At 38.3% G+C, this 20,865-nt stretch carries 17 protein-coding genes; 12 read left to right on the top strand and 5 right to left on the bottom strand.

Translation table 11 applies throughout. The features are described 5' to 3' along the window. Positions 1-102: 102 nt before the first annotated feature. The 3 genes from CS948_RS01115 to CS948_RS01105 all read left to right on the top strand — a co-directional run bounded on the left by CS948_RS01115 (position 103) and on the right by CS948_RS01105 (position 4,863). Positions 103-1,302, top strand: coding sequence for a site-specific integrase (locus tag CS948_RS01115; RefSeq protein WP_099289907.1), 1,200 nt, complete (start codon positions 103-105; stop codon positions 1,300-1,302). A gap of 119 nt (positions 1,303-1,421) precedes the next feature. After that, entirely contained in the window at positions 1,422-2,420 is a 999-nt protein-coding gene (locus CS948_RS01110; RefSeq protein ID WP_099289906.1) for a hypothetical protein, read from the top strand. Positions 2,421-2,934: 514 nt separating this feature from the next. Further along, the gene (locus tag CS948_RS01105) at positions 2,935-4,863 is read left to right on the top strand and encodes a hypothetical protein (RefSeq protein WP_099289905.1); all 1,929 of its coding nucleotides are present in this window, start codon (positions 2,935-2,937) and stop codon (positions 4,861-4,863) included. A 399-nt stretch (positions 4,864-5,262) separates the two neighbouring features. On the opposite strand, the gene CS948_RS01100 is transcribed toward CS948_RS01105, so the two are convergent. The 3 genes from CS948_RS01100 to CS948_RS21520 form a co-directional block, all read right to left on the bottom strand. Then, complete coding sequence (locus CS948_RS01100) at positions 5,263-6,639, bottom strand: ATP-dependent endonuclease (RefSeq protein ID WP_099289904.1); 1,377 nt, start codon at positions 6,637-6,639, stop codon at positions 5,263-5,265. 757 nt (positions 6,640-7,396) lie between these two features. Continuing rightward, the gene (locus CS948_RS01090; protein WP_099289902.1) at positions 7,397-8,158 is read right to left on the bottom strand and encodes a Fic family protein; all 762 of its coding nucleotides are present in this window, start codon (positions 8,156-8,158) and stop codon (positions 7,397-7,399) included. A gap of 176 nt (positions 8,159-8,334) precedes the next feature. Next, positions 8,335-8,511 (bottom strand): hypothetical protein, encoded by a 177-nt coding sequence (locus CS948_RS21520; RefSeq protein WP_176554853.1) that lies wholly within the window; start codon positions 8,509-8,511, stop codon positions 8,335-8,337. Positions 8,512-8,737: 226 nt separating this feature from the next. Between CS948_RS21520 and CS948_RS01085 the strand changes: the two genes are divergently transcribed. The 6 genes from CS948_RS01085 to CS948_RS01060 all read left to right on the top strand — a co-directional run bounded on the left by CS948_RS01085 (position 8,738) and on the right by CS948_RS01060 (position 14,018). Then, positions 8,738-9,217, top strand: coding sequence for a hypothetical protein (locus tag CS948_RS01085; RefSeq protein ID WP_099289901.1), 480 nt, complete (start codon positions 8,738-8,740; stop codon positions 9,215-9,217). 223 nt (positions 9,218-9,440) lie between these two features. Continuing rightward, positions 9,441-9,866 carry a JAB domain-containing protein gene (locus CS948_RS01080; protein ID WP_176554852.1) on the top strand — a complete coding sequence of 142 codons (426 nt, stop codon included), beginning with the start codon at positions 9,441-9,443 and terminating at the stop codon, positions 9,864-9,866. A 251-nt stretch (positions 9,867-10,117) separates the two neighbouring features. Continuing rightward, positions 10,118-11,173: a DUF3871 family protein gene (locus tag CS948_RS01075; protein ID WP_099289899.1), complete on the top strand. Its 1,056-nt coding sequence runs from the start codon at positions 10,118-10,120 to the stop codon at positions 11,171-11,173. Between the two features lie 395 nt (positions 11,174-11,568). Beyond that, complete coding sequence (locus CS948_RS01070) at positions 11,569-12,285, top strand: DUF4595 domain-containing protein (RefSeq protein WP_099289898.1); 717 nt, start codon at positions 11,569-11,571, stop codon at positions 12,283-12,285. Positions 12,286-12,307: 22 nt separating this feature from the next. Next, on the top strand, positions 12,308-13,060 hold the full coding sequence (locus CS948_RS01065) for a hypothetical protein (RefSeq protein ID WP_099289897.1): 753 nt from the start codon (positions 12,308-12,310) through the stop codon (positions 13,058-13,060). A gap of 607 nt (positions 13,061-13,667) precedes the next feature. Then, a complete protein-coding gene (locus CS948_RS01060) occupies positions 13,668-14,018 on the top strand; it encodes an Arm DNA-binding domain-containing protein (protein ID WP_099289896.1) in 351 nt (116 codons plus the stop codon). Positions 14,019-14,192: 174 nt separating this feature from the next. On the opposite strand, the gene CS948_RS01055 is transcribed toward CS948_RS01060, so the two are convergent. Both CS948_RS01055 and CS948_RS01050 read right to left on the bottom strand, forming a co-directional pair. Beyond that, positions 14,193-14,621 carry a helix-turn-helix domain-containing protein gene (locus CS948_RS01055; protein ID WP_099289895.1) on the bottom strand — a complete coding sequence of 143 codons (429 nt, stop codon included), beginning with the start codon at positions 14,619-14,621 and terminating at the stop codon, positions 14,193-14,195. Positions 14,622-15,074: 453 nt separating this feature from the next. Next, positions 15,075-15,296, bottom strand: coding sequence for a helix-turn-helix domain-containing protein (locus tag CS948_RS01050; protein ID WP_099289894.1), 222 nt, complete (start codon positions 15,294-15,296; stop codon positions 15,075-15,077). A gap of 159 nt (positions 15,297-15,455) precedes the next feature. Between CS948_RS01050 and CS948_RS01045 the strand changes: the two genes are divergently transcribed. From CS948_RS01045 to CS948_RS01035, 3 genes are all read left to right on the top strand, one after another. Next, a complete protein-coding gene (locus CS948_RS01045; RefSeq protein ID WP_099289893.1) occupies positions 15,456-15,923 on the top strand; it encodes a hypothetical protein in 468 nt (155 codons plus the stop codon). Between the two features lie 82 nt (positions 15,924-16,005). Continuing rightward, positions 16,006-19,341, top strand: coding sequence for a SusC/RagA family TonB-linked outer membrane protein (locus tag CS948_RS01040; RefSeq protein WP_099289892.1), 3,336 nt, complete (start codon positions 16,006-16,008; stop codon positions 19,339-19,341). Positions 19,342-19,345: 4 nt separating this feature from the next. Then, on the top strand, positions 19,346-20,863 hold the full coding sequence (locus tag CS948_RS01035) for a RagB/SusD family nutrient uptake outer membrane protein (protein WP_255301822.1): 1,518 nt from the start codon (positions 19,346-19,348) through the stop codon (positions 20,861-20,863). Positions 20,864-20,865 lie beyond the last annotated feature (2 nt).

Here is a 20,865-nt window from a genome sequence, read left to right as displayed (position 1 = left end):
CAGTTACAAAATCAAAAATGTAACTGCTTTTTTGTTTTTATATGGTTTTTGGCATGAAAAATGGCTTTAAAGTCAACCAGAACGTCAACCAGAAAATTAGACATGACAGCCTCAATTTCAGTCATTTGCTACAAGTACAAAACGCTTTCTAATGGTGAAAATCCCTTAATGGTTAGAATTAGTCAAAATGGGAAACGTAAATTAGTAAGTTTAGGTATCTCTGTAAATCACAAATTTTGGAATTTTGAAAAACAAAAACCTAAACCCAATTGTCCTAATAAAGAGCAAATAGAAATACTCATTACGAACAAACTAAATGAATTCAACAATCAAATTATAGAATTCAAAAGTGAGAATAAGGACTTTACAGCTAAAACATTAATAGAGAAAGTAAGTAAGCCAGTAAAGAGGATGAATGTAAATGATCTCTTCTTACAGGAAATAGCCCAACTAAAAAAGGAAGAAAGAATCAGGTATGCAGAATGTCATGATTACGTGTACAAATCTTTGCTCAAATTTAATAAGCATCTTGATATATACTTTTCAGATATTGATGTACAATGGCTAAAGAAGTATGAAGCATGGTTAAGAAGTCAAGGAAACAGCGAAAATACTATTGGCTTCAAATTTAGAACTTTAAGAACCATGTATAACATTGCTATCAAAGAAGGGTATGTAAAAGCTGAATTTTATCCATTCAAGGAATATAAGGTTGCAAAATTACATGAAGACACGCCCAAACGGGCTATTGTCAAAGATAACGTGAAAAAGATTGTGACGACCTCTGCGAATAATGCTTATAAAGAATTAGCCATTGATTTATTCACTTTCTCTTATTTCATGGGAGGTATCAACTTTACGGATATGGCACGCATAAAACATGATAACATAATAGACGGACGATTGGCATATAAACGTAAAAAGACAAAGAAGCTGATACAATTACCGTTACAATCAAAAGCGATAGAGATTATCAACAAGTACAAATCACCCAACAATCCTTACATCTTCCCCATCCTATCTAATTTCCACAAAACGGAACAACAGAAGATAAATAGGATTCATAAAGTTATTGGTAAGGTAAACAAGCATTTGAAAGCATTAGGAGTTGAATTAGAATTGGATAAGAAGTTGACTACCTACGTTGCCAGACATTCATTCTCAACCACACTCAAAAGATCAGGTGTAAGTACATCACTCATTTGTGAAGCATTGGGGCATAGTTCTGAAAAGGTAACACAAATTTATCTGGATAGTTTCGAGAATGACCAGATAGATGAAGCAATGAGCAATTTACTTTGATTTGGTGGAAATATTTTCACTTCCATATAGAGATTAAAACTTTGAAATTTTATACCACTTCCTCTTTCTGGGGAGGTGGTATTTTTTTTACCTTTATACCTGTTTAAAGTATACATACCATGGCAAACAATATTATCTATCCAGTTGCAACCTTACTACAAGTAGAACCATTTCTAGTAGAGTATTTCGCCTATAACAGAACTATGTTATATACAGAAATAGAAAGAATGTATCTAGCCACGTGGGGATTCATGGGTAAGGTAGAGGATAAATACATGATAGAAGTTCCCAACACGCTAGATGAACTGGCAACAAGCGATAACCCGTTTGATAGGCAACGTTACGCTCCTAGAGAGCAAAAGATGATAAAAGTGGTTGATACCTTGGCTTACATGACAGACAATATAAAAGGTATCCTTTTTGAAGATGATGGATTGAAAAAGAAAATAGAGGAGTTGACTAGTGAATTGCCAGATAAAAACAGGGATGCCATATTCTACACCCTCTGGATGCTAGCCATTATCTACAAGAAGCATGAAGCGTTCAAACCTATCCTCGACCCTGAATTACTGGAAGAAACGTATAACATGGATACCTATTTCCAGCAAGTAAGACCTGAAATGTTACAACTCTACCTGTTCCTTGAAAGAGATAAAAGGAAGAAAGATAAATCAATCACTTTAAGTAACAACCAAGAAAAGATTACCATTAACAACGCCATGGAGAGCTGGTTTACCAATCTCCTAGATTCTTACCTTCATGTATACTTGGGAGTAAATTCCATTGAAGAAGCGGAAGAAGAATTAAAAGAAGTCTACTCACCGAAGAAAGGGCGTAAGGCGGATAACCCAGCACAGAATCTCGTGATGGTAGGGATATACCGTTTACTGGTAAACCGTTCTGGCATGGAGAGAAAAAGTGATATATATAAATTTATCCTCGATTACATGGAATTGATAGGACTGGTAAAGGATGAAGAGAGCCAGATAGACGAGAACTATATAAACTCTAAAATAGCTTATTTGGACAAGCATGGTTACAAACCAGAATGGATTCCTGCCTCACAAGGTAATTATAGAACCTCCCCTAACAATCCTTCCAAACTTTATTTCTGGTAGTATTACCACGTACATGCTTGATTCATAGCCAGCTAAAGAATACCCCTTGAACTGGCTATATTTCTTTATAACCTACCTCCCTTTTTTGCCGCATTTTTGTCTTGGCGAACGAATTGATAAAGAGAGAACATCTAAAGAATAGACCTCTAAATGACCTCCATTCTTTATGGTTTAACCTCTCGATTTTAAGTTAGTTTACCACGTGAAAATAGAGTTCTTGAAGGAAATGGAAAGTCTAAAGAATAGCGTTCGAAATGGCTATTATTCTTTATGGCACACCTTCTCCCTGAACTCTACTTTTGTGACAAATCAATCTTTACGGTGCGCACCTCATTAGATTGTCTGCAAGTCTTCAGCAGTGTTGAAGGCAAAGGTTGGAATCTGGAAAGTAACTAGAGATAACGCTCTAGTCCCCTTTTCATGGTTGGTGGAAAATTTTTGAAAACCATACAGGACATGAAATTTCTAAAATTACCACCAGACGGGATTCCTGTAACTTGTAACAATTAATGATATGCAAACTAGAAACTTTTTAATCGAGAGAAACGAAACTCTAGTAGAAGCGTTCAAAAATAAAGGTATTCACGAGATAGGGAGTAACGTTATACTTGACAAAACTATAACAGGTATCGGGGCAACCTACTGGGAATTACACTTGGCTAAACGTCCCTCTATTATTATAGAGCCAAACGTGCCTGTTATTATCGGTAAAGCTGAAAAGGTTGACAACTCTTTAGCGGTATATGCTTTATGCAATAAAACACTGGTAAAGAAGTTCTTGAATAACAACTCTATCACCAACAAAAAGCTATTAACCACACCAGAGGGATTCGAGAAAATCAGGCTAGCGGCACGGGAACTGGGAATAGACATCTATAAAGAGTTCTTCTGCCTGTTCGACGAGTGCGAGAAGATAACTCAAGATGTTGATTACCGTCCCAGAATATCACAACCGATAAATGACTTCTTCAAGTTCGAGAGGAAAGCGATGGTATCTGCCACTCCACTAGAAATGCGTCACCCCGAACTGGAAAGACAGGATTTCAAGATTTGGAAAGTGGTTCCAAATTTCGATTACAGGAAGAACATGACATTAATAGTAACGAGAAGTTTCAATCGCACCATGACGGGACAGTTAAGAGAGTTAATCAATAATAGTCAATGTTTATGCGTCTTCTTCAATTCCACTACGGGAATAAATAAAGTGATAACCTACCTTTTAAATAATAACTTGATAAAAGAGGAAGATTATAAAGTGTTTTGTTCTAACGAGAGCGTGAAGAAGTTGAGAGAGTGCAATTTCAAGAACAGCCACGAGAATCTGGATTTACCGCTAGCCAAGATCAATTTCTTCACCTGTCGGTTCTTCTCTGCCGTTGATATTTATACCACCAAGAAGCCTGATATTTTAATATTATCAGATTGTAGTATCCCACACTCAATTGTTGACCCGTACACCGAGGTGATACAGGCACAGGGAAGGTTCAGGAACAAGTATGCTGACGGAAATACATACAATTCTCTTACTATTATCAGTAACATTGATGAAGAAATGGAAGTGATGACCGAGGAAGAGATTACCGCCATGACACGACAATTTGAAATCACCCACCAGAATCTAAACCAACGTTTGGAGGAAGCCACCACCAAGGCGGATAGAACCGCCATACTTGAAGATTTGGAAAAAATCAAGTATAAAGAATTACTGGACGAGGAAGGAGAGATAAACTATTTCTCCGTTGATAACCTTTACAACGAGGAAAGAGTGAAGGGATATTACACCTCCGCCCGAAGCTTGCACGAGGCGTACGAGGGCACGGGACATTTCAATATTAATTTCATCGATGACACCAATAGAATTGGAGAAGATGATAAAATAGCCATGAGGAAGGCTAACAAGAAACAACTCTGGAAAAAGGTTATCAGCCACCTCGACAGGTTGCAACAGCTAGTATTACAAAATCCCGACCACGACATCACTCCCGACATTGAAATGTTGAAAGAGTTCGAGGATGCCGAGTATATAATGAACGCCTATGATACTATCGGCAAAGCTGCCATAGAACAAGCCGACTACAAGAAAGGAGAGATAGATAAAATGATGAAAGCGTTCCACGAGCAAAAAGCCGAAGAGCGACGTTTCTCTCCCGATGTTGTACATGATATATTCAAGGCGTTCGAGCAAGAAATGAATAATGGTGATTATATACCGAGTAAAACCATTCGAGAGAGGTTAAGAGTGATATTCATGGCTCACGGTATTCCTTTTAAAGAGTACGGGGTAAAAGCTGGACTAGAGAAAGTATATTTCACTTTAACCGACAAAACGATAGAAGATTATTACCCCGAGTTCAAGATTTCCAACGCCAACGGAGGGGCGTATAGACTTGTCGCCATGAAACCAGAGTTGGTGGAAAAAATTTCAAAAGGTACAAGAGAGTGAAATTTTCAAATTTACCACCAAGTATAAATTTTAAACAATATACAACTATGACATACCCAGAATTTTTCCAAACCGTTAGAGAGTTAAGAATGACAATCAGTGATTCATTCCTCCCTCAATACAATCAGGGAAACAGAAAGCTCTGAATAAGAGTACAAAAGAAAAACAGCACCTTAAAACACAGACTTTATCAGAATAAAATCACCAGTTTTCTATCATGGATGCCAATTTAACATACATTATAAAATTTACATGACATTCATCTAAATTCAAATAAATATACAACACAAATCCATAAAATATATTATTAAAAAATGAAATAATAAAGTTTCAGATACTTTAAAAATCTAACAATCCCTTTTGAACCCATATCCAAGAGGGATTGTTATTGAATATTTTTCATCTATGCTCTGACGAAAACTCAATTATTTCTTCAAACATTTGTTTTAAGCTACTTCTATCAAATTCAGCTTTAAGCATATTCTCATGGTTTAGTAAACCACCTTTTTCTTTTCGTGCGCAAGCAGGTTTATCTCTAATATCATCTGCTGGAATAATCCATGCTCGATAACCAAACTTATCATATTCTTCACGGAATTGGTCATATTCTTTTTGCTTGTCACCATCAAATATTGCCCCGATACAAGAAAAATCTAAGCATTTAAGAATATAAGCTATTTGTTTTATATTATTAGCCCCTCCTGCTCCAAATCCAAAAAATGGTATATCTCTAGTTATCCCTAACTGCTCTAATATTTTGGGAAAAAGAATAACATCCTCTTGCCCCTCTGTTATAATGAATCCATCTTCTGCAAAAAAACAAGCACGAGCATCACTACCTATCGTATGTGGATTATAAATATTACCACTAAAAGAATTAAAAATATCTCTACATTTATCATCTATACAAGAAATAACAGAACTATTTTTTCCCTCATGTACTCTAGCTATTACACCATTATTAATAGCAGCATCAATAGAAATCATATTAGGAGAATGGGTCGAAATAACAACTTGAATATTCTTTGTTAATCTTAATATTTCATTTAATAAACGAGCTTGTAATTGGGGATGTAAACTCAATTCAGGTTCGTCAATCACAATTAATTCATCAGGTTTTGCCTCAAAAAGAGCATCAACAATAAAAAGTAAACTTACAATCCCTTCTCCCAAACCATCAGAATTATGATAAATAGAGTCACCCTTTCTAATCTTTACATAGTAATTGCCAGAATCATCCTGATCAATTGTCCAGTGCAATTCTTTTCCAAGTATTCTCCAAAAAACCTTATTAAATTCATCTGAATGCTTATTTGCATCAAATAACCTATAAGTAAAATTGTTTAGCGGGTTACCTCTAAACTGGCTATTTTCAGGATTATGTATAAATGTATCTCTATTCCACATATTTTTTCCAAAATAAGGATTAAAGACTCTTCTTGAAGGTAAATAATATATTTTAGGTTTTTCCATTGGTCCACTCCACTCTGTTTCACTTCCTCCACCAACAACAGAAGCAAGAATAGCCTTTTTACCATCATACGCAACTTCAATAGCTACTTTATCATTTGCCAACTTATTTCTCTTACCTTCCGTAAAAGAAATACCATCTGTCACTATTTTAGAAAAACACTCTACCAATGTTGACTTTCCACCACCATTAGGACCTACCAAAACCGTTAACCCACTACCTTCTACTCCATTAGGGATTGCAAGCTTTAAAGTTTGTTTCTCTGCAAATCCTCTATAACCACAACAACTAATTTCCTCTATCATACTTTCAAATTTTAATATGTAAACATATCATACAAATATATACATAATTTATTTAGGATACAATAAATTTCATATCCTTTAAAAATACTTCGACATCCCTTTTTTCTTATTAAGGATTATTTTTTACCATTCATCAAAGAATAAAATGATAAACTTATTAGGAATCAATTATAATTAACTTTTCTCCATTACAGAAGTAATGCTATGGATAACATATTTATAACCTATGGTGGTAAAATGTAAAATTTTGCTCTCTATATACTATTCATGAATTTTCCACCAACAAATAAAAAAGCCAGCACCCTAAGGACATATGAGGTACTGGCTTCAATCATTTAGTTGCGCTGTCTTTTCTTGAGAAGCTTCGGTTTGGAACTTCCAAAAATATCAGGATATAACATTTTTAATCTCTCCATGTTTACATACCTGAATAAATCCATTTCATGGAAAATTCGATAATGTTCTATACCAAACCATTCTGAATTGGTGGTTTTTCCTTTTTTACGTAATTTCATAGGAACAAATTTTTCTAACAAACAAAAGAGTATCTAATTCAGGAAAGAACATCAGACCAATCATTTACATGTACAAAGGTACTTATTGAACAGGATAGCACCAAGTAAATGTATCAGAATATCAAATATTTATATCTATGATAACATATTGATTTGACATTCTATTTCCAGTTTTACCACACAAGGAAATTACACGCACGAATATCTCTAGTTACAGGAACATTCTAACACGTGATTATTTTTCATTCTAAAATAGAGATATACCTCTCTAGAGATGCTTTTTCAGCTTCGGCAACTAACAAGTAAAAATCATCATGTTGTTGTCCCGTGTGAGAAGACTCCAAAGCTTTATAATAACGTAACTTCATATCATTATCACTTTTCAGGGTAACAATGGTATAACCTTTTTGCAACAGGTAGAGGTTCATCAGAAGTCGAGAAGTGCGCCCGTTACCATCTATAAACGGATGAATCCTCACCAGTTCATCATGCAAATAGGCGGCAATAATAACTGGATGAACGTTTTCTTTTTCCATACTTTGAAATGTAAGCATGAAATCTTCCATTAGCTTCTCCAACAAATAAGGTTGAGGCGGTACATGAGTGCTACCCGAAATCATCACGGGTACGGTTCTGTAACTTCCAGCGTTCTCCCTATCTATGCCGTGTAACACGAGTGCATGAATCTCCTTGATAGTTCTTTGACTTATTTCAATATCCTGTTTGGCAACCTCCTTTATATAGTCAATAGCTTCCGCATGATTGATTGCCTCCAAGTGTTCACGCATGGATTTACCAGAAATAGTGATTCCTTCATTGACAACAAGTGCCGTTTCCTGCAGGGTAAGCGTGTTCCCTTCTATACGGTTACTCTCGTAAGTGTACTCGATATCTAAAGCATCCTGAATTTTCTTTAATGCCTCGACAGGTAAAGGACGTAAGGAAGATAACCGCACTTTCAATGAATCTACCTCTCTTAATAAATCAACCAACTTACTATTCATGTTGCCATATTTTTAGTTGATTACAAAGGTAAGAAATTATCATTGTTTATATCTGGTGGGAAAATATAAAATTATGGTCGGTATATACATTTTAAAAATTTTCCACCAACCCTTACTTCATTGATAAAGACCAATGCCTACAAGGAGAGAGTTGCCCAGTCAAAAGAAATTAAGGTTTATTTTTTCCGTTCAAGAATAAAGTTGTTACTCGTTCTCTCCTTCAATGTTTGAAACTTGCCGATTTCGGCGACCAGACGCAAAAAGAATATAAATCTCTCGTTGGGGGTTCTTTCCAGTGCCTCCCTCTCTCGTCTGGCTTGACTTTCCGCTTTAGTTTCAAAACGTATCTCCATGCTTCTCCTTTGATTGATATAACTATACAAAGTTAAGAATATATTCTAAATACAGGGAGAATTAGAGTGGTTAAAATAGAGAATCCTCTATAAAATACCCCCTCCCCTTCAATTTCAGGTTGGCATTATATACTGGTAAGTGTTCCACGCTAGGGTAGTGTAACCATTTATACCCCCACCCCAAGAGTGAAGAAAATCAAATTAATTAATCAAAATCTTATCAATTATGAACTTGAAAACTTACTACCAAAATTTGGAGGTTGCCCAACCTAACAATTCCCTTGAACTCAATCCTGAACTGATTGAAAAGTTTAAAAATCAGGTGGCGGTATTACCCACTCCCGTTAAGGTTGGTGATGAAATGACCGTTATTGACTTTAAAGGGGAAACCCCTCAACAATTACAACTGGTTTGTGCCTTGGGAGAGGAAGAGGTGAAAGAGATTAAATACACTCAACTCGTCCGTGCGAGCCAGAAAGGGGACATCACGCCTGATGACATTCCCTGTGACCCTGCCATAGAACAGAAACATGGTGACAAGTTACGTTTCATTTACTCTCTCGCCAAGAACATGATGCTAGACCAGCTTATCCTAGCGCTTAAAGGCAAAACCATAGTGCTATGCGGTCAGGTTGAAACTCCTGCCGTTTATGCTGGAACCAAGACAAAGATGCAGATTAAGAAATTCGCCTACTTGGAAGAGTAGTTAAAGATACAGGGACAGCGAGCGCAGTGGATAGGGGAAAGATATTGTTGTACCAGAGTGAAGGAAGTATCACCTTTCTAAACAGGCAGTATAAACAAGAATCTTTCCTCTCCATTGCCAAACCTGATAAACTTACGACACTCTAAATTTCATTACCATTAACGTATTCAAATTAAAAATCAAGTAAAACAATATCATGAACGAAGAATTAATAAAAGTGCCAGTGGTGGAACTGGTGTACAGGAATAATACCAAGCCTTCTAAAAGGTATAAAATCAAAATGGCTAGGGACGTGCACGAATTACTGGTTTCCCCGTTTAAAGATACCATCGAACACCATATCTCAACTAGAGTTATCCTGTTAAATGGTAGGAATCAAGTACTGGGTGTATCCACAATCAGTGAAGGTGCGTTATCTTACAACATCACGGATATTAGGTTTATAGTACAACTGGCAGCACTCTCTAATTGTAAAAGTGTGATAGTTTGTATAAATCAACCTTCTGGTGATATTGAACCAACTAAACAGGATGATGAACTGGTACAACAGGTAAAGATTGCACTTTCATACATAGATGTAGAGTTACTGGATTACGTTCTCTATTATGAAGAGGGGTATTACAGTTATTCAGCTAACGGTAAGATATGAAAATTTAGGTTGGTGAATTTTTGTCTGGATTGGTATATATAGCCAATAGGGACAATAATTCTCACCACTATTAGCAATTAAACTATAAATATATTTCCAGTTTAATTTTTTAACTGGCTAAAAGATGAATAATAAATAAAACAAGTAAAAGTGATAATGAACATTACAAATCAAGGTTGGTGGAGAATTTTTGAATTGTATATATAAACTGAAATTTCAAATATTTCCACCACCAGTAAATAGACTAGATTATGAACACGTCAATATTAATTCCAAGCCAGAATGAAGGGTTATTGCCAGTTTTATTTGGCAGTAATAATGTCAAGCAAGAAGAACCTGTTTACACTCCTTATGAAGTGGTAAATGAACCAATTAAAAAAGACAAAAGGAGAAAACATTTCATAGAGGCTAACACTTCACCAGTAGATATGCTACATTTAAAGAATGATTGTATCGTGCCAGTGTTCAGCAAGGATAACGAGATGACAATATCCCATCCAGCATTTATTGAAACAGTGCACAAGGTGGCTAGTGAACTGTTTAGAGGGGAAAGCATGGATGAACCTGATATAATGGTTAGCCACGTTATAAAAGGTAGGATTCCAGAAGCCATACATAAACCAGTATCTGAATTACTGGAAAGTGACAAGACCATCTATTATGAAAGAATGGCGTTTGCATTTGAGATTCCAACTATCTATGAATCTATAAACGGCAACAGGGTGAATCTATGTATTACTGGCGTTAGGGCGTATAACAGGGAGAACCTCTATTCAAAGAAGACATCAGAAAGGTTCAGTGTAGCTATTGGCTTCCAGAATAAAGTATGTTGTAACCTGTGTACGTTTACTGATGGTTTCCAGACTGATTTAAGAGCGACGAGTTACCATGACTTGTTTAGAGGTGTGATGAAGTTATTCCAACAGTATGATGCGGACAAGCATTTAAGGTTGATGAAGAGCTTTACAGGTTCTTACCTCACGGAACATCAATTCGCACAATTCTTGGGTAAAAGCAGGTTGTATCAATGCTTACCTGCCAGAGAGAAGAAGCGTTTACCATGCATGGAGTTGACGGATAGCCAGATTAACATGGTGGCGAAGGCATATTACAACGATGACAATTTCAAGAGGGAGCATGGGGAGAATGAAATAAATTTATGGAAATTTTACAACATGCTCACGGGTGCGAATAAATCTTCTTACATAGATAATTTCCTCGATAGGTCATTAAACGCCACGCAATTAACGGAAGGAATAGATAGAGCTTTACACGGTGATAACACCTATAAATGGTTTATAGAGTGAAAACCGTTAGTAATATATTCTTTTTATTCCACTGATTAGCCTAATTTTGCCACACAGCAACCCTAAATTGCGTTTGTTAGATGCTGAAATTTATTTACTTTTGTGGTGTCATTCGGTTTACTGGATGGCGGACATATTGAATTAATGGAAGCGTTTAGTTTTATCCTTTACGAAAAAACGACCAAATTTTTGCACAAGAGGATAGACGAATACAGACGTTCATGCTTGCCGTATATATATCTACTATATACATGGTTTAGCGTGGGGTTGCTGTTTATTCTTGTGCGGGTTACTTGGTCGTACCTTTCGTAAGATAAGCTAACAACTACCACGCTTTCTTATTTATATTAATTACTTCTTGGGTGGTTGGGAGTGAATTTTAATTGCAATTCAAAATGAAAAAGATTTTTTTATTATTAGCGTTATTCGCTACTGTGTTTGTAGCTTGTTCTGATGACGATGACGAAAAGGACAAATCAGCAGAAAAAGAGAAGTTAGTTAGTAAGATTTCAGTTGTGGAGAATGGGCATAATTACGACATTCTATTCACGTATGATGCACAAGGAAGAATTACTAAAATTGTCAATAATGACCCCGAAGGTATTTCAACAACCACTTATACTTACGAAACAGGAAAAATCATTGCCAAAGAAGTCGAGAACGAGTACGTGATAACTTATTTGCTCAATGATAAGGGGTTAATCACATCTAGTACAAATGAAGAAGGTGACAAAAGTAGTTACACTTATGATGCAAACGAGCAACTTCTAAATATAAAAGAAGAAACTTGGGAAACGAGTATTACATGGCAAAATGGTAATGTTACCAAACAATCCTTAAAGTATAATGGGCAGGAGTACGACACTTTTGAATACACTTATTCAACAAACGAGTATAAAGGCAATTTGGGTTGGTTTGTTGGAGGTATCAACGAGATTGATGCATTCCTCATGGATTATGGATACATGGGAAAACGTAACAAGAACTTACTTCAAAAAGAAGGTAATTATTCTAGTTATGAATACACACTTGATACAGAAGGGTACGTTAGTACAATTAAAGCAACTTCAGAAGGAGAAGTTACAACATATACTATTACATATAAAGAATAATCATATTTAAAAACTATATCAAATGAAAAACATATTGTTATTAATCATGTTATGTACTTCTATTTTTGTTGCTTGTTCAGATGATGACAACAAAGATGATGCCATCTCGGGAGAAAAACAAATTAGTGAAATCACATCTACTGATAAAGACGGTTACAAAAGCTCTTATAAAAATTTCAGCTATGACAAGAAAGGGCGTGTTATCAGTTATCGTTGGAAAGATGATGCAACAACCCTTGATGTCACGTACACTTATGAAAAAGATAAAATTACAAGAAAAGAAGTTGAAAAAGGAAATGACTATACAGAAAATATTGATGCAGTTTACGATTTAAACGAAAAAGGTGTTGTTATATCTGAAACAGGCGATTACAAAACAGCCACTTACCATTACGATAATTTGAACCAATTATCAAGTATAAAAAGCGAAAGTGGTGAAGATGATTACTCGTTTACCTGGAGTAACGGAAATGTTATCAAACAAGTTTATACATACGGGACGGATGCACACGAAACAGAAGAATATACTTACAATTCTGAACTTCTAAAAAGTTTTGGTATAAACTATTTTATAGAAGATAATCCAGACAACATACTATTTATGTACGGTTATTTCGGAATTAAAAATAAAAACTTGCGAATGACTAAAAACAATGATATTAGTTATGAATACGAGTTTGATTCAGAAGGGAATGTTACTGTTATTAAAGAGTATTTCAATCATAATGGGACAAAAGAGTTAGAAGTAACAACAACAATCACATACAAAGAATAGTTAGCGTGTGCTAGTATGGCGTGAGGGGGTGATAGACTTCGGTTTGTCATCCCTTTTTATATCGTGGTGGAAAATTTGAAAAGATTGAATTGTATATAGAAGTTGATAATTTTACACCAGCTTACGTGTTTCAATTAGATATGTGCATAAAATTTGATTCCTATTACATTACCAATTAATACAGAAAATATGTGTATAAAAATCATATTCTAACCACCATAATTTAGTGGTAAGTTGCTTGTATATAAGCTATATGTTACTTATATTTGAGATTCAATAAGAGAGAGTTCATTAATAGTATTAATCAAGTTCTAGTTGATCAAAAGTCAACCAAAACGTCAACCGTATAATTACTTATAGATTTAATTATCCTATTCAAAATCTATAAAGTCCTATAGATCAGCTGGTAGTCAGAGAAAGCGAAGCTTTCGATGACCGAAGAGAGCCAACTGCTCATAATCAGGGGGTCCTTGGTTCAAGCCCAAGTGGGACCACTTGAAAATAAAGCAGTTACAAAATCAACAATGTAACTGCTTTTTTGTTTTTATATGGTTTTTACTGCCAATTTCAACTGAAAGTTAAACCAAGAGTTAAACCAAAAATCAGCATGAGTACAGGCATTAACATCTTGTGTTACAAATCAAAAACACTTGCAAACGGTGAACACCCATTAATGATTCGTGTTTGTAAAGACGGAAAAAAGAAATATGTAAGTCTAGGTATTTCCATTAATCCCAAATATTGGGATTTCAATAAGAATAAACCCAAACCCAACTGCCCGAACAGGCAAGAAATTGAAAAACTCATTATCAACAAATCAAAAACGTATAATGACCAAATAATAGAATTGAAAGCAGAAGATAAAGACTTTACAGCTAAAACATTAATAGAGAAAGTAAGTAAGCCTGTAAAGAGAATGAATGTAAATGCTCTATTCTTACAGGAAATAGCCCGATGAAATACCGAGCTTTATTCCAATCTAAAAGAGTATCATGATAGTGTTAAACCGTCCAACTTTTCGGGGTCACATCATAATTGCCCTCTCTTGTTATTTCATAATCTCTACTGAAATCTATCTTTTTTAGATACTCGGAGTTATAAGCCAAAAAATTCTCGCCCTGCATGAAATCTTCTATTTCTTCTTCGTTTTCACGGCTTTTTTCTTTGCCGCAACTTTCTCTGCTTTCTTCCTCTCCTTTTCTTCAAGTTTCTTTCGCTCTTTTTCCTCGTAGTTCTTAGCCATTTTTTCGTACCTAGCTTTTACCTTAGGGTGTTTTCCCAAATAATCTTCTATACAATCTTTTTCAAGATGAAATTCGGGAAAGAAATAAGAGAAAGGAACGTTGAAAAACCTTGCAATCTCGTTCAAGTGATTAAAGTTATACTTTGCATCGTTATAAACATCTTCAGCTTGCCCCACGTAAGAAATTGACAATTTCAATTCCAAAGATAATCTTTTTTGACCGATTTTCTTTGCTTCTCTTAACTCTTTTACCTTATTGATTATAAATAATTCAATTTCAGTCTTTTTTATCTCTTTGGGTTTCTTTGTAGTTTCCATTTCAAAAATAAATTTATCCTAAAGGAAAGATTTTTCATACAATATATGGTATAATAATAATTATACCATATATTTGCGTTTGAAGTTAATAACGTACTTTTATAGTCTAGTTCAAAAGTAATAAACTACACGGGAAAGGTAGAACCGTTTCTTTTTGCCTATTTAAAAGAAGAATTTTTATGAGAACATAGCCATAAAGAGATTAAATGTTTGATTTTTGTAAAAAATATTTTATATTTGCAGAAGTTGAAAAATTAGGTGCGGAAGAGTCCGCATGAAATATTTGAAGTTATTGTATCGACCTTGTAAGTAAAATCGGCAAAATAATACTTTTCAGCGGGTTGTAGCAATAGTTTCATACTATGGTATGAACTGTTGTATTCAAACTGCTGGAAAGGGTCTTGCCGATACCTACTTACAGAATGGTATAACAGTTCTTTTTTTATTGGCAAATTATAGCGGGTCTTGTGGCAAGAAATCTTTTGGTGAACATTTAAGAACTCGGGCAATCTTATTAAGTTGATTGATATTAAACTTTTTGGAACCATTCTCGAAATTACTAATAAATGTTCGAGAATACCCTAAAGCGTAAGAAAGAGATTCTTGAGTATGGTCAGCTTTCAATCTGTATTCACGTACCTTATCAATCACATATAAATCTATCTCTGTTTTCATATCTAAAAATTAATACACGAATAACGAGATATTTCAAATACAATCCGCCCAGCTATAGCATAGTATTACAAATTTAATTGAGAAGAAAAAACTATTACAAAAATAATTTTAAAGCGCTTTATATTATTTATTACTAAAATTTAATCAAAAATCAATGAAATGAAAAAAGACCACGAAATTATGAGTGATGAAGAATTAAAAAAATTCTTCTTAAATGAAGCCATGTTGCTTTGTCCTGCTACTCGTTTTGAGGAATCAGAAATCGAGAAGTTACATATACTATTTGGTTCATTGAGAAAGATAAACAAATTACTAGGTACATTGTGCTACTCCAATATGGAAGTACACTACATGGAAGTATTAAACGTGTTCGGGTTTTATTTTACCGAAAAGGAGGGAGAAAGAAAGGTTAAACACCGGATGAACACGCACTTGTCCGCGTACAGTCAATTTATATTTCAACTTACAAAATTTAAAGAGTTGACAACGCACTATTACTATTACACGAACAGCCATTTAAAGGCTTTGGCACACGTGATGCAAATCTGCTACCCGAATGATTTTAAAGAGGGAGAAATAAACGAGATTGAAATAAAACAATTCCTTGCCCACGAAAAGGAGGAATAAAGAAAAGGGGGAAGTTGTCTAAAGTTGACCGCTTCGCGACTTCCCCCCGGTATTAATTACTAATAAATTAACGTCTAAAGTTATGAAGAAAAAAACAGAAAGAAAAATGTACAGCCGTAAATCACGTGCCAAAGTCAAAACTCGTTCACCGCGAGAGGTCACGGCAGCGATTTACCTGAAAATGCTGCTTTTACCCTTGCTTTGTTGCTTATCCTTGTTAGCGAACGCAGTTCCGGCACGGGACAGCACGGTAGTAAAAGAGAATATAATAAAAGGTAGGGTGATGGACGAGAAGGGGCAGCCCATGCCGGGGGTGACTGTGTTGTTGGATTCAACGAGGCTAGGAGTAACCACGGACACGGGAGGAAATTTCACGTTGAAGTTGCCCCGCGAAAAGGGCGTGTTGGTATTTTCATTTATCGGCTTTAAAACGGTAAAAGCGAAATTCGAGGCGGGAAAATTGTTGACTATCCGCATGAAAGAGGAAACGTCAAGTTTGGACGAGGTGACGGTTATCGCTTACGGGACGCAACGGAGGCGGGAAGTGGTGGGAGCCATGAGTACCGTCAGCGGGGAAGACATAAAAGATATACCCTCTCCCTCCATCGCGAACCTGCTGCAAGGCAGGGTTTCGGGAATGAACGTCACCAACATGACGGGTGCGCCCGGCGGCGGGGGAACGTCGATAAACGTTCGGGGATACAATTCTTTTGACATCGCCGGGGAACAACGATTTTCCAATCCCCTGTGGGTGATTGACGGCGTACCGATGCAATCTTTCACCTCGCCCGTCACGGGAACGAACACCCTAGCGGAGATCGACCCGAACGACATCGAGAGCATACAGGTGTTAAAGGATGCCGCTTCCGCGGCTATTTACGGTTCACGTGCCGCCAACGGGGTGATGCTCGTGACAACGAAGAGCGGGCGTTTGAACCAAAGGGCGAAGATAAGCGTTAATTTTTCCCACACGTGGAGTTTTGACCCCTCTTTGCCGGAACTAACCGGGGGAAACGCCGAGAGAAAACTGCGCTTGGAGGCGTTACGGGATTTCCAACAAGCCTATTTCGATGTCTCGACAAACACGTACAAGTACGTTAACTCGTACCGGGAGTCGTACAACGAGAACATGCACTACAATTACTTCTGGAATAAAGGTGACGGGGCGGGTATCGCCGCCTATCAGGATAGTTTGAACCCTTTCTACAACAATTCCACGAATTTCTTCAAGTATTATTTCAGAACCGCCAAGGTACTGAACGCGAACTTGCAGTTAAGCGGGGGGACGTCAAACGTTGCTTATAACGTGGGATTAGGGTATTATGACGAGTCCGGGGTACTGAGGAACACGGGATTTGACCGGGTGAACCTGCTGGCGAATTTCTTTATCAAGCCCTTGCCGAAAGTCGAGAGCAACGTGCGCTTTTACCTTGCCCGGACGGGACGTAAACGGGCTTCTCGCTTGACGGCTTACACGGGTTTCACGTCCGGGGAGGAACTGGAACAGATACCCGAAGAGTTGCTAACCACGTCAACGATATTGCCGGGCGAGGGTACGCCTGCCTTTGATGAAATGATAAAGCGTTTCAACACGATAAAAGAGGACAACGAGTCCTACCGGGTACGAACCTCCTTGGATTTATCTCTCGAGATCGTGAAAGGGTTAAAATTAAAGTCTTCCGTGGCGTTGGATTTCACGCAGCAAAATCAAAATCTTTTCTTGCCCTCGGGTTTGGACGAGTACGGGGAAAGCTATTCTTCCGGTCAGGTCGAGAGAAATTTAACGTTGCTGAACGAGGACCTTTTGACTTACAGGCACACGTTTGTTGAAAAACACACGGTTGACGTTCTACTCGGTTTGTCGGTGCAGAAAGACGAGAGAAACTCGATCGGGACGTGGGGTAAAGATTCTCCTTCTGATTTAATACATTACATTTCTTGGTTCGGTAATGTTTATAACGTGAACGAGAACAGGGCGTTAAAGGACGGCACGACCGGACGTGAAGTAAGCACGAGCGTGGGCGTGTTCGGGCGTTTGAATTACAACTATCTCGAGAGGTATTTCCTTGCTGTCACGTTACGCCGGGACGCCAGTTCAAAGTTCGGGGAAAACGTGCGATGGGGAACATTTCCCTCCTACGCCGTGGCGTGGACGTTCAGCGAGGAGCCTTTCATGGATTGGAGCAAGGGAATACTTGATCATGGAAAACTCCGGGTTTCTTACGGGAAATCGGGCAAGCAGTTCGATCAGCCGTATATCGCGCAAGGCTCTTTTTCTCCGGGTGATCCTTACCTCGGCAACCCGACCATCCATCCCGATTTGTCGAGGGGATTAAGCAATAAATACCTGACGTGGGAGGAAACGGGGCAATACGATTTCGGCTTGGACTTGGATTTCTTCGATCATCGTTTCGGGGTTGTCGTGGATTATTATTACCGCTACACGGACAAATTACTTTATCCCGTGATGTTGCCCGGTAATTATTCCGCTTTCAATCGACAATGGCGCAACGCTTACGCGATCAGCAACGAGGGGATCGAGCTAGAGGTGAAATGGAACGCCATCAGGAGCGAGAAGTTGAACTGGAATATATCGTTTAACATCGCCCGGAACTGGAACCGGCTTGAAAAAAGCGAGAACAAGCGGGATTTTCTAACGGAAGATAACACGACAAACCTCAATATCATCGGGAAAGCGTTGAACGGTCTTCACGTGTTGAAAACCGGGGGAATTTATAACGACGATAAAGACGTGCCGAGAATGTTCATAAACGGGAAGGATACCCCTCTCGCGAGTAATGGAAACACGCAACATTACCGGGCGGGAGATCGGGTAGTGTATGACGTGAACGGTGACGGGGTGGTAAACTCGGACGACCGCGTTTACGCTGGCGCACCTGCCCCCATCGCGCAGGGTGGTATTATCACATCCTTGGAATGGAAAGGGTTCGACCTGAACGTGTTATTCAATTTCGTGATTAGCCGACATATCTTGAACGCGGCTCGCGGGGCTTCGGTTGGAACCATCATCGGGCTAACGCCGGATGATAGCGTTACCCCCGTGTATGTTGATTTAAACAACGTTTCTTTCTGGCAGAAACCCGGTGACAAAACGGATTTCCCGATGAATCGGCTAGAAGGCGGGTTAGGTAGTTTTAATTCTTACACGACCGCTAACGTGGAAGATGTCAGTTATATAAAATTGAAAACGTTCTCTATCGGGTACACGTTGCCGGAGAGGTGGAAGAAAAAAGTAGGTTTCGGGCTTCGTGTATTTGTTTCGGGGGAAAATCTCTTCACCGTAACGAATTATTCCGGTGCAGACCCGGAATCTGTAAATATAATGACGGGCGTGGATAATCTCGGTAATTATCCCTTGAACCGGAAATTGACACTTGGTATAACCGCGATATTTTAAAGGTATGAAAAGGATATATATGTTTATATTGTTGGCGTTGTCACTATCATCTTGTGATGACTTCTTGACGGTTGAATCCGACACGGGAGTGACAAGTTTAAACTACTGGAAGAACGCGAGTGATTTGGACGCAGCGAACCACGGCTTGTACGCGACATTTCGCTACAACATCGCGTATAATAGTTCTGTTGTTTACCGTGACCGGGGATTGCCTTTTGACGTGCTTGGAATTTGGACGAACCCGAGCAACAACGATTTATCACGAGGTTGGACACAGACGCATGGCTGTATCAATTGGAACAACGAGTATAAAGTGGTCAACGAGGCAAACCTGATACTGGATAATATTGAGCGTGCCGACCTCACGGGAGAACAGTACAATTTCTTCCGGGGACAAGCCCTCGGGCTTCGGGCTTACGTGTATTTCTACATGTTGCAGAACTGGGGAGATGTACCCTTGATAGTTCACGCGGAAGACGTGGGGATGAAGAGCCGGACGGCATGGCAGGAGGTCGCGGAACGATGTATCGTCGATTTAAGGGAGGCGATCACTTTGTTACCCGTGGCGGACGAGTTAAGAGATATAGAGGGGAACCCGGTAACGAGTAAACAAGCGGTTTCCTCCGGGACGTGTCACGCGATACTGGCTCACCTGTACGCGTGGAAAGCTGCGTTGAACGGGGAACCGGATTTGTTAAAACTGGCGATACTGGAATGTGATTCCGTGATTGCCGATAAATCATATGCCTTGGCGAACACGATTCACGACGTTTGTCAAACGGTAATTCCCGGTAACAGCCGGGAGGGTATTTTGGAGTGTGACTTTAAAGACACCCAGTACGATCAAAAGGGATGGGGCGCTTACATGGCGGGATTTTGCCAGTGGTGGCCTGTTGTCCCCCTGACAACGCCCGCCACGGCTCGCCGGGGACTTTTGATAAGCAACTCGACCGTTTACAAGATGTTCCCCGATCCGGACGATGAAAGACGGGATGAATATTTTTATAAACTTGACAGCATGGCGAAGGTTTCCACCACGATAACGAAAGGAAACGCTTACGTGCGAAAGTATCAACAAATTATCATACACGAGTCAGGTAATCAAAAGGGACAAATAAAGTCTTATAAAGCGAATGAAATTATTATCCGCTTGGCGGATATTATCCTGCTGCGGGCAGAGTGCAAGGCACGGACGGGGGATTATGCCGGGGCGAGAATTGACTTGAACCGTATCCGTAACCGCGCGGGGGTGAAGGATTACGCCGGGGCGGACGTCGATTTGCAAGACGAGATACAAGACGAACGGGAGCGGGAATTTTTCTGCGAGGGAATATCCATGAGGTATTTTGATTGCGTGCGAAACGGTGATTACCGGGAGAGGTTACGGGGGAAGTTCAAGACTTTGACCGAACAGGACGTGAAAGACGGGGCGTTGTTTATCCCGGTGGGAAAGATGGCTTTCTTTAACAACACGTTAATGCTTCAAACCCCGTACTGGAAGGCGAATGGTTATGCTTATTAATT

It is taken from the genome of Butyricimonas sp. Marseille-P3923 (assembly GCF_900184685.1).
Taxonomy (GTDB): domain Bacteria; phylum Bacteroidota; class Bacteroidia; order Bacteroidales; family Marinifilaceae; genus Butyricimonas; species Butyricimonas muris.
This window is presented reverse-complemented; position numbering and strand designations above follow the sequence as displayed.

Coding starts and splice junctions, on each gene's coding strand:
- CS948_RS01115 (WP_099289907.1), top strand. CDS start 103: ATGACAGCCTCAATTTCAGTCATTTGCTACAAGTACAAAACGCTTTCT.
- CS948_RS01110 (WP_099289906.1), top strand. CDS start 1,422: ATGGCAAACAATATTATCTATCCAGTTGCAACCTTACTACAAGTAGAA.
- CS948_RS01105 (WP_099289905.1), top strand. CDS start 2,935: ATGCAAACTAGAAACTTTTTAATCGAGAGAAACGAAACTCTAGTAGAA.
- CS948_RS01100 (WP_099289904.1), bottom strand. CDS start 6,639: ATGATAGAGGAAATTAGTTGTTGTGGTTATAGAGGATTTGCAGAGAAA.
- CS948_RS01090 (WP_099289902.1), bottom strand. CDS start 8,158: ATGAATAGTAAGTTGGTTGATTTATTAAGAGAGGTAGATTCATTGAAA.
- CS948_RS21520 (WP_176554853.1), bottom strand. CDS start 8,511: ATGGAGATACGTTTTGAAACTAAAGCGGAAAGTCAAGCCAGACGAGAG.
- CS948_RS01085 (WP_099289901.1), top strand. CDS start 8,738: ATGAACTTGAAAACTTACTACCAAAATTTGGAGGTTGCCCAACCTAAC.
- CS948_RS01075 (WP_099289899.1), top strand. CDS start 10,118: ATGAACACGTCAATATTAATTCCAAGCCAGAATGAAGGGTTATTGCCA.
- CS948_RS01070 (WP_099289898.1), top strand. CDS start 11,569: ATGAAAAAGATTTTTTTATTATTAGCGTTATTCGCTACTGTGTTTGTA.
- CS948_RS01065 (WP_099289897.1), top strand. CDS start 12,308: ATGAAAAACATATTGTTATTAATCATGTTATGTACTTCTATTTTTGTT.
- CS948_RS01060 (WP_099289896.1), top strand. CDS start 13,668: ATGAGTACAGGCATTAACATCTTGTGTTACAAATCAAAAACACTTGCA.
- CS948_RS01055 (WP_099289895.1), bottom strand. CDS start 14,621: ATGGAAACTACAAAGAAACCCAAAGAGATAAAAAAGACTGAAATTGAA.
- CS948_RS01050 (WP_099289894.1), bottom strand. CDS start 15,296: ATGAAAACAGAGATAGATTTATATGTGATTGATAAGGTACGTGAATAC.
- CS948_RS01045 (WP_099289893.1), top strand. CDS start 15,456: ATGAAAAAAGACCACGAAATTATGAGTGATGAAGAATTAAAAAAATTC.
- CS948_RS01040 (WP_099289892.1), top strand. CDS start 16,006: ATGAAGAAAAAAACAGAAAGAAAAATGTACAGCCGTAAATCACGTGCC.
- CS948_RS01035 (WP_255301822.1), top strand. CDS start 19,346: ATGAAAAGGATATATATGTTTATATTGTTGGCGTTGTCACTATCATCT.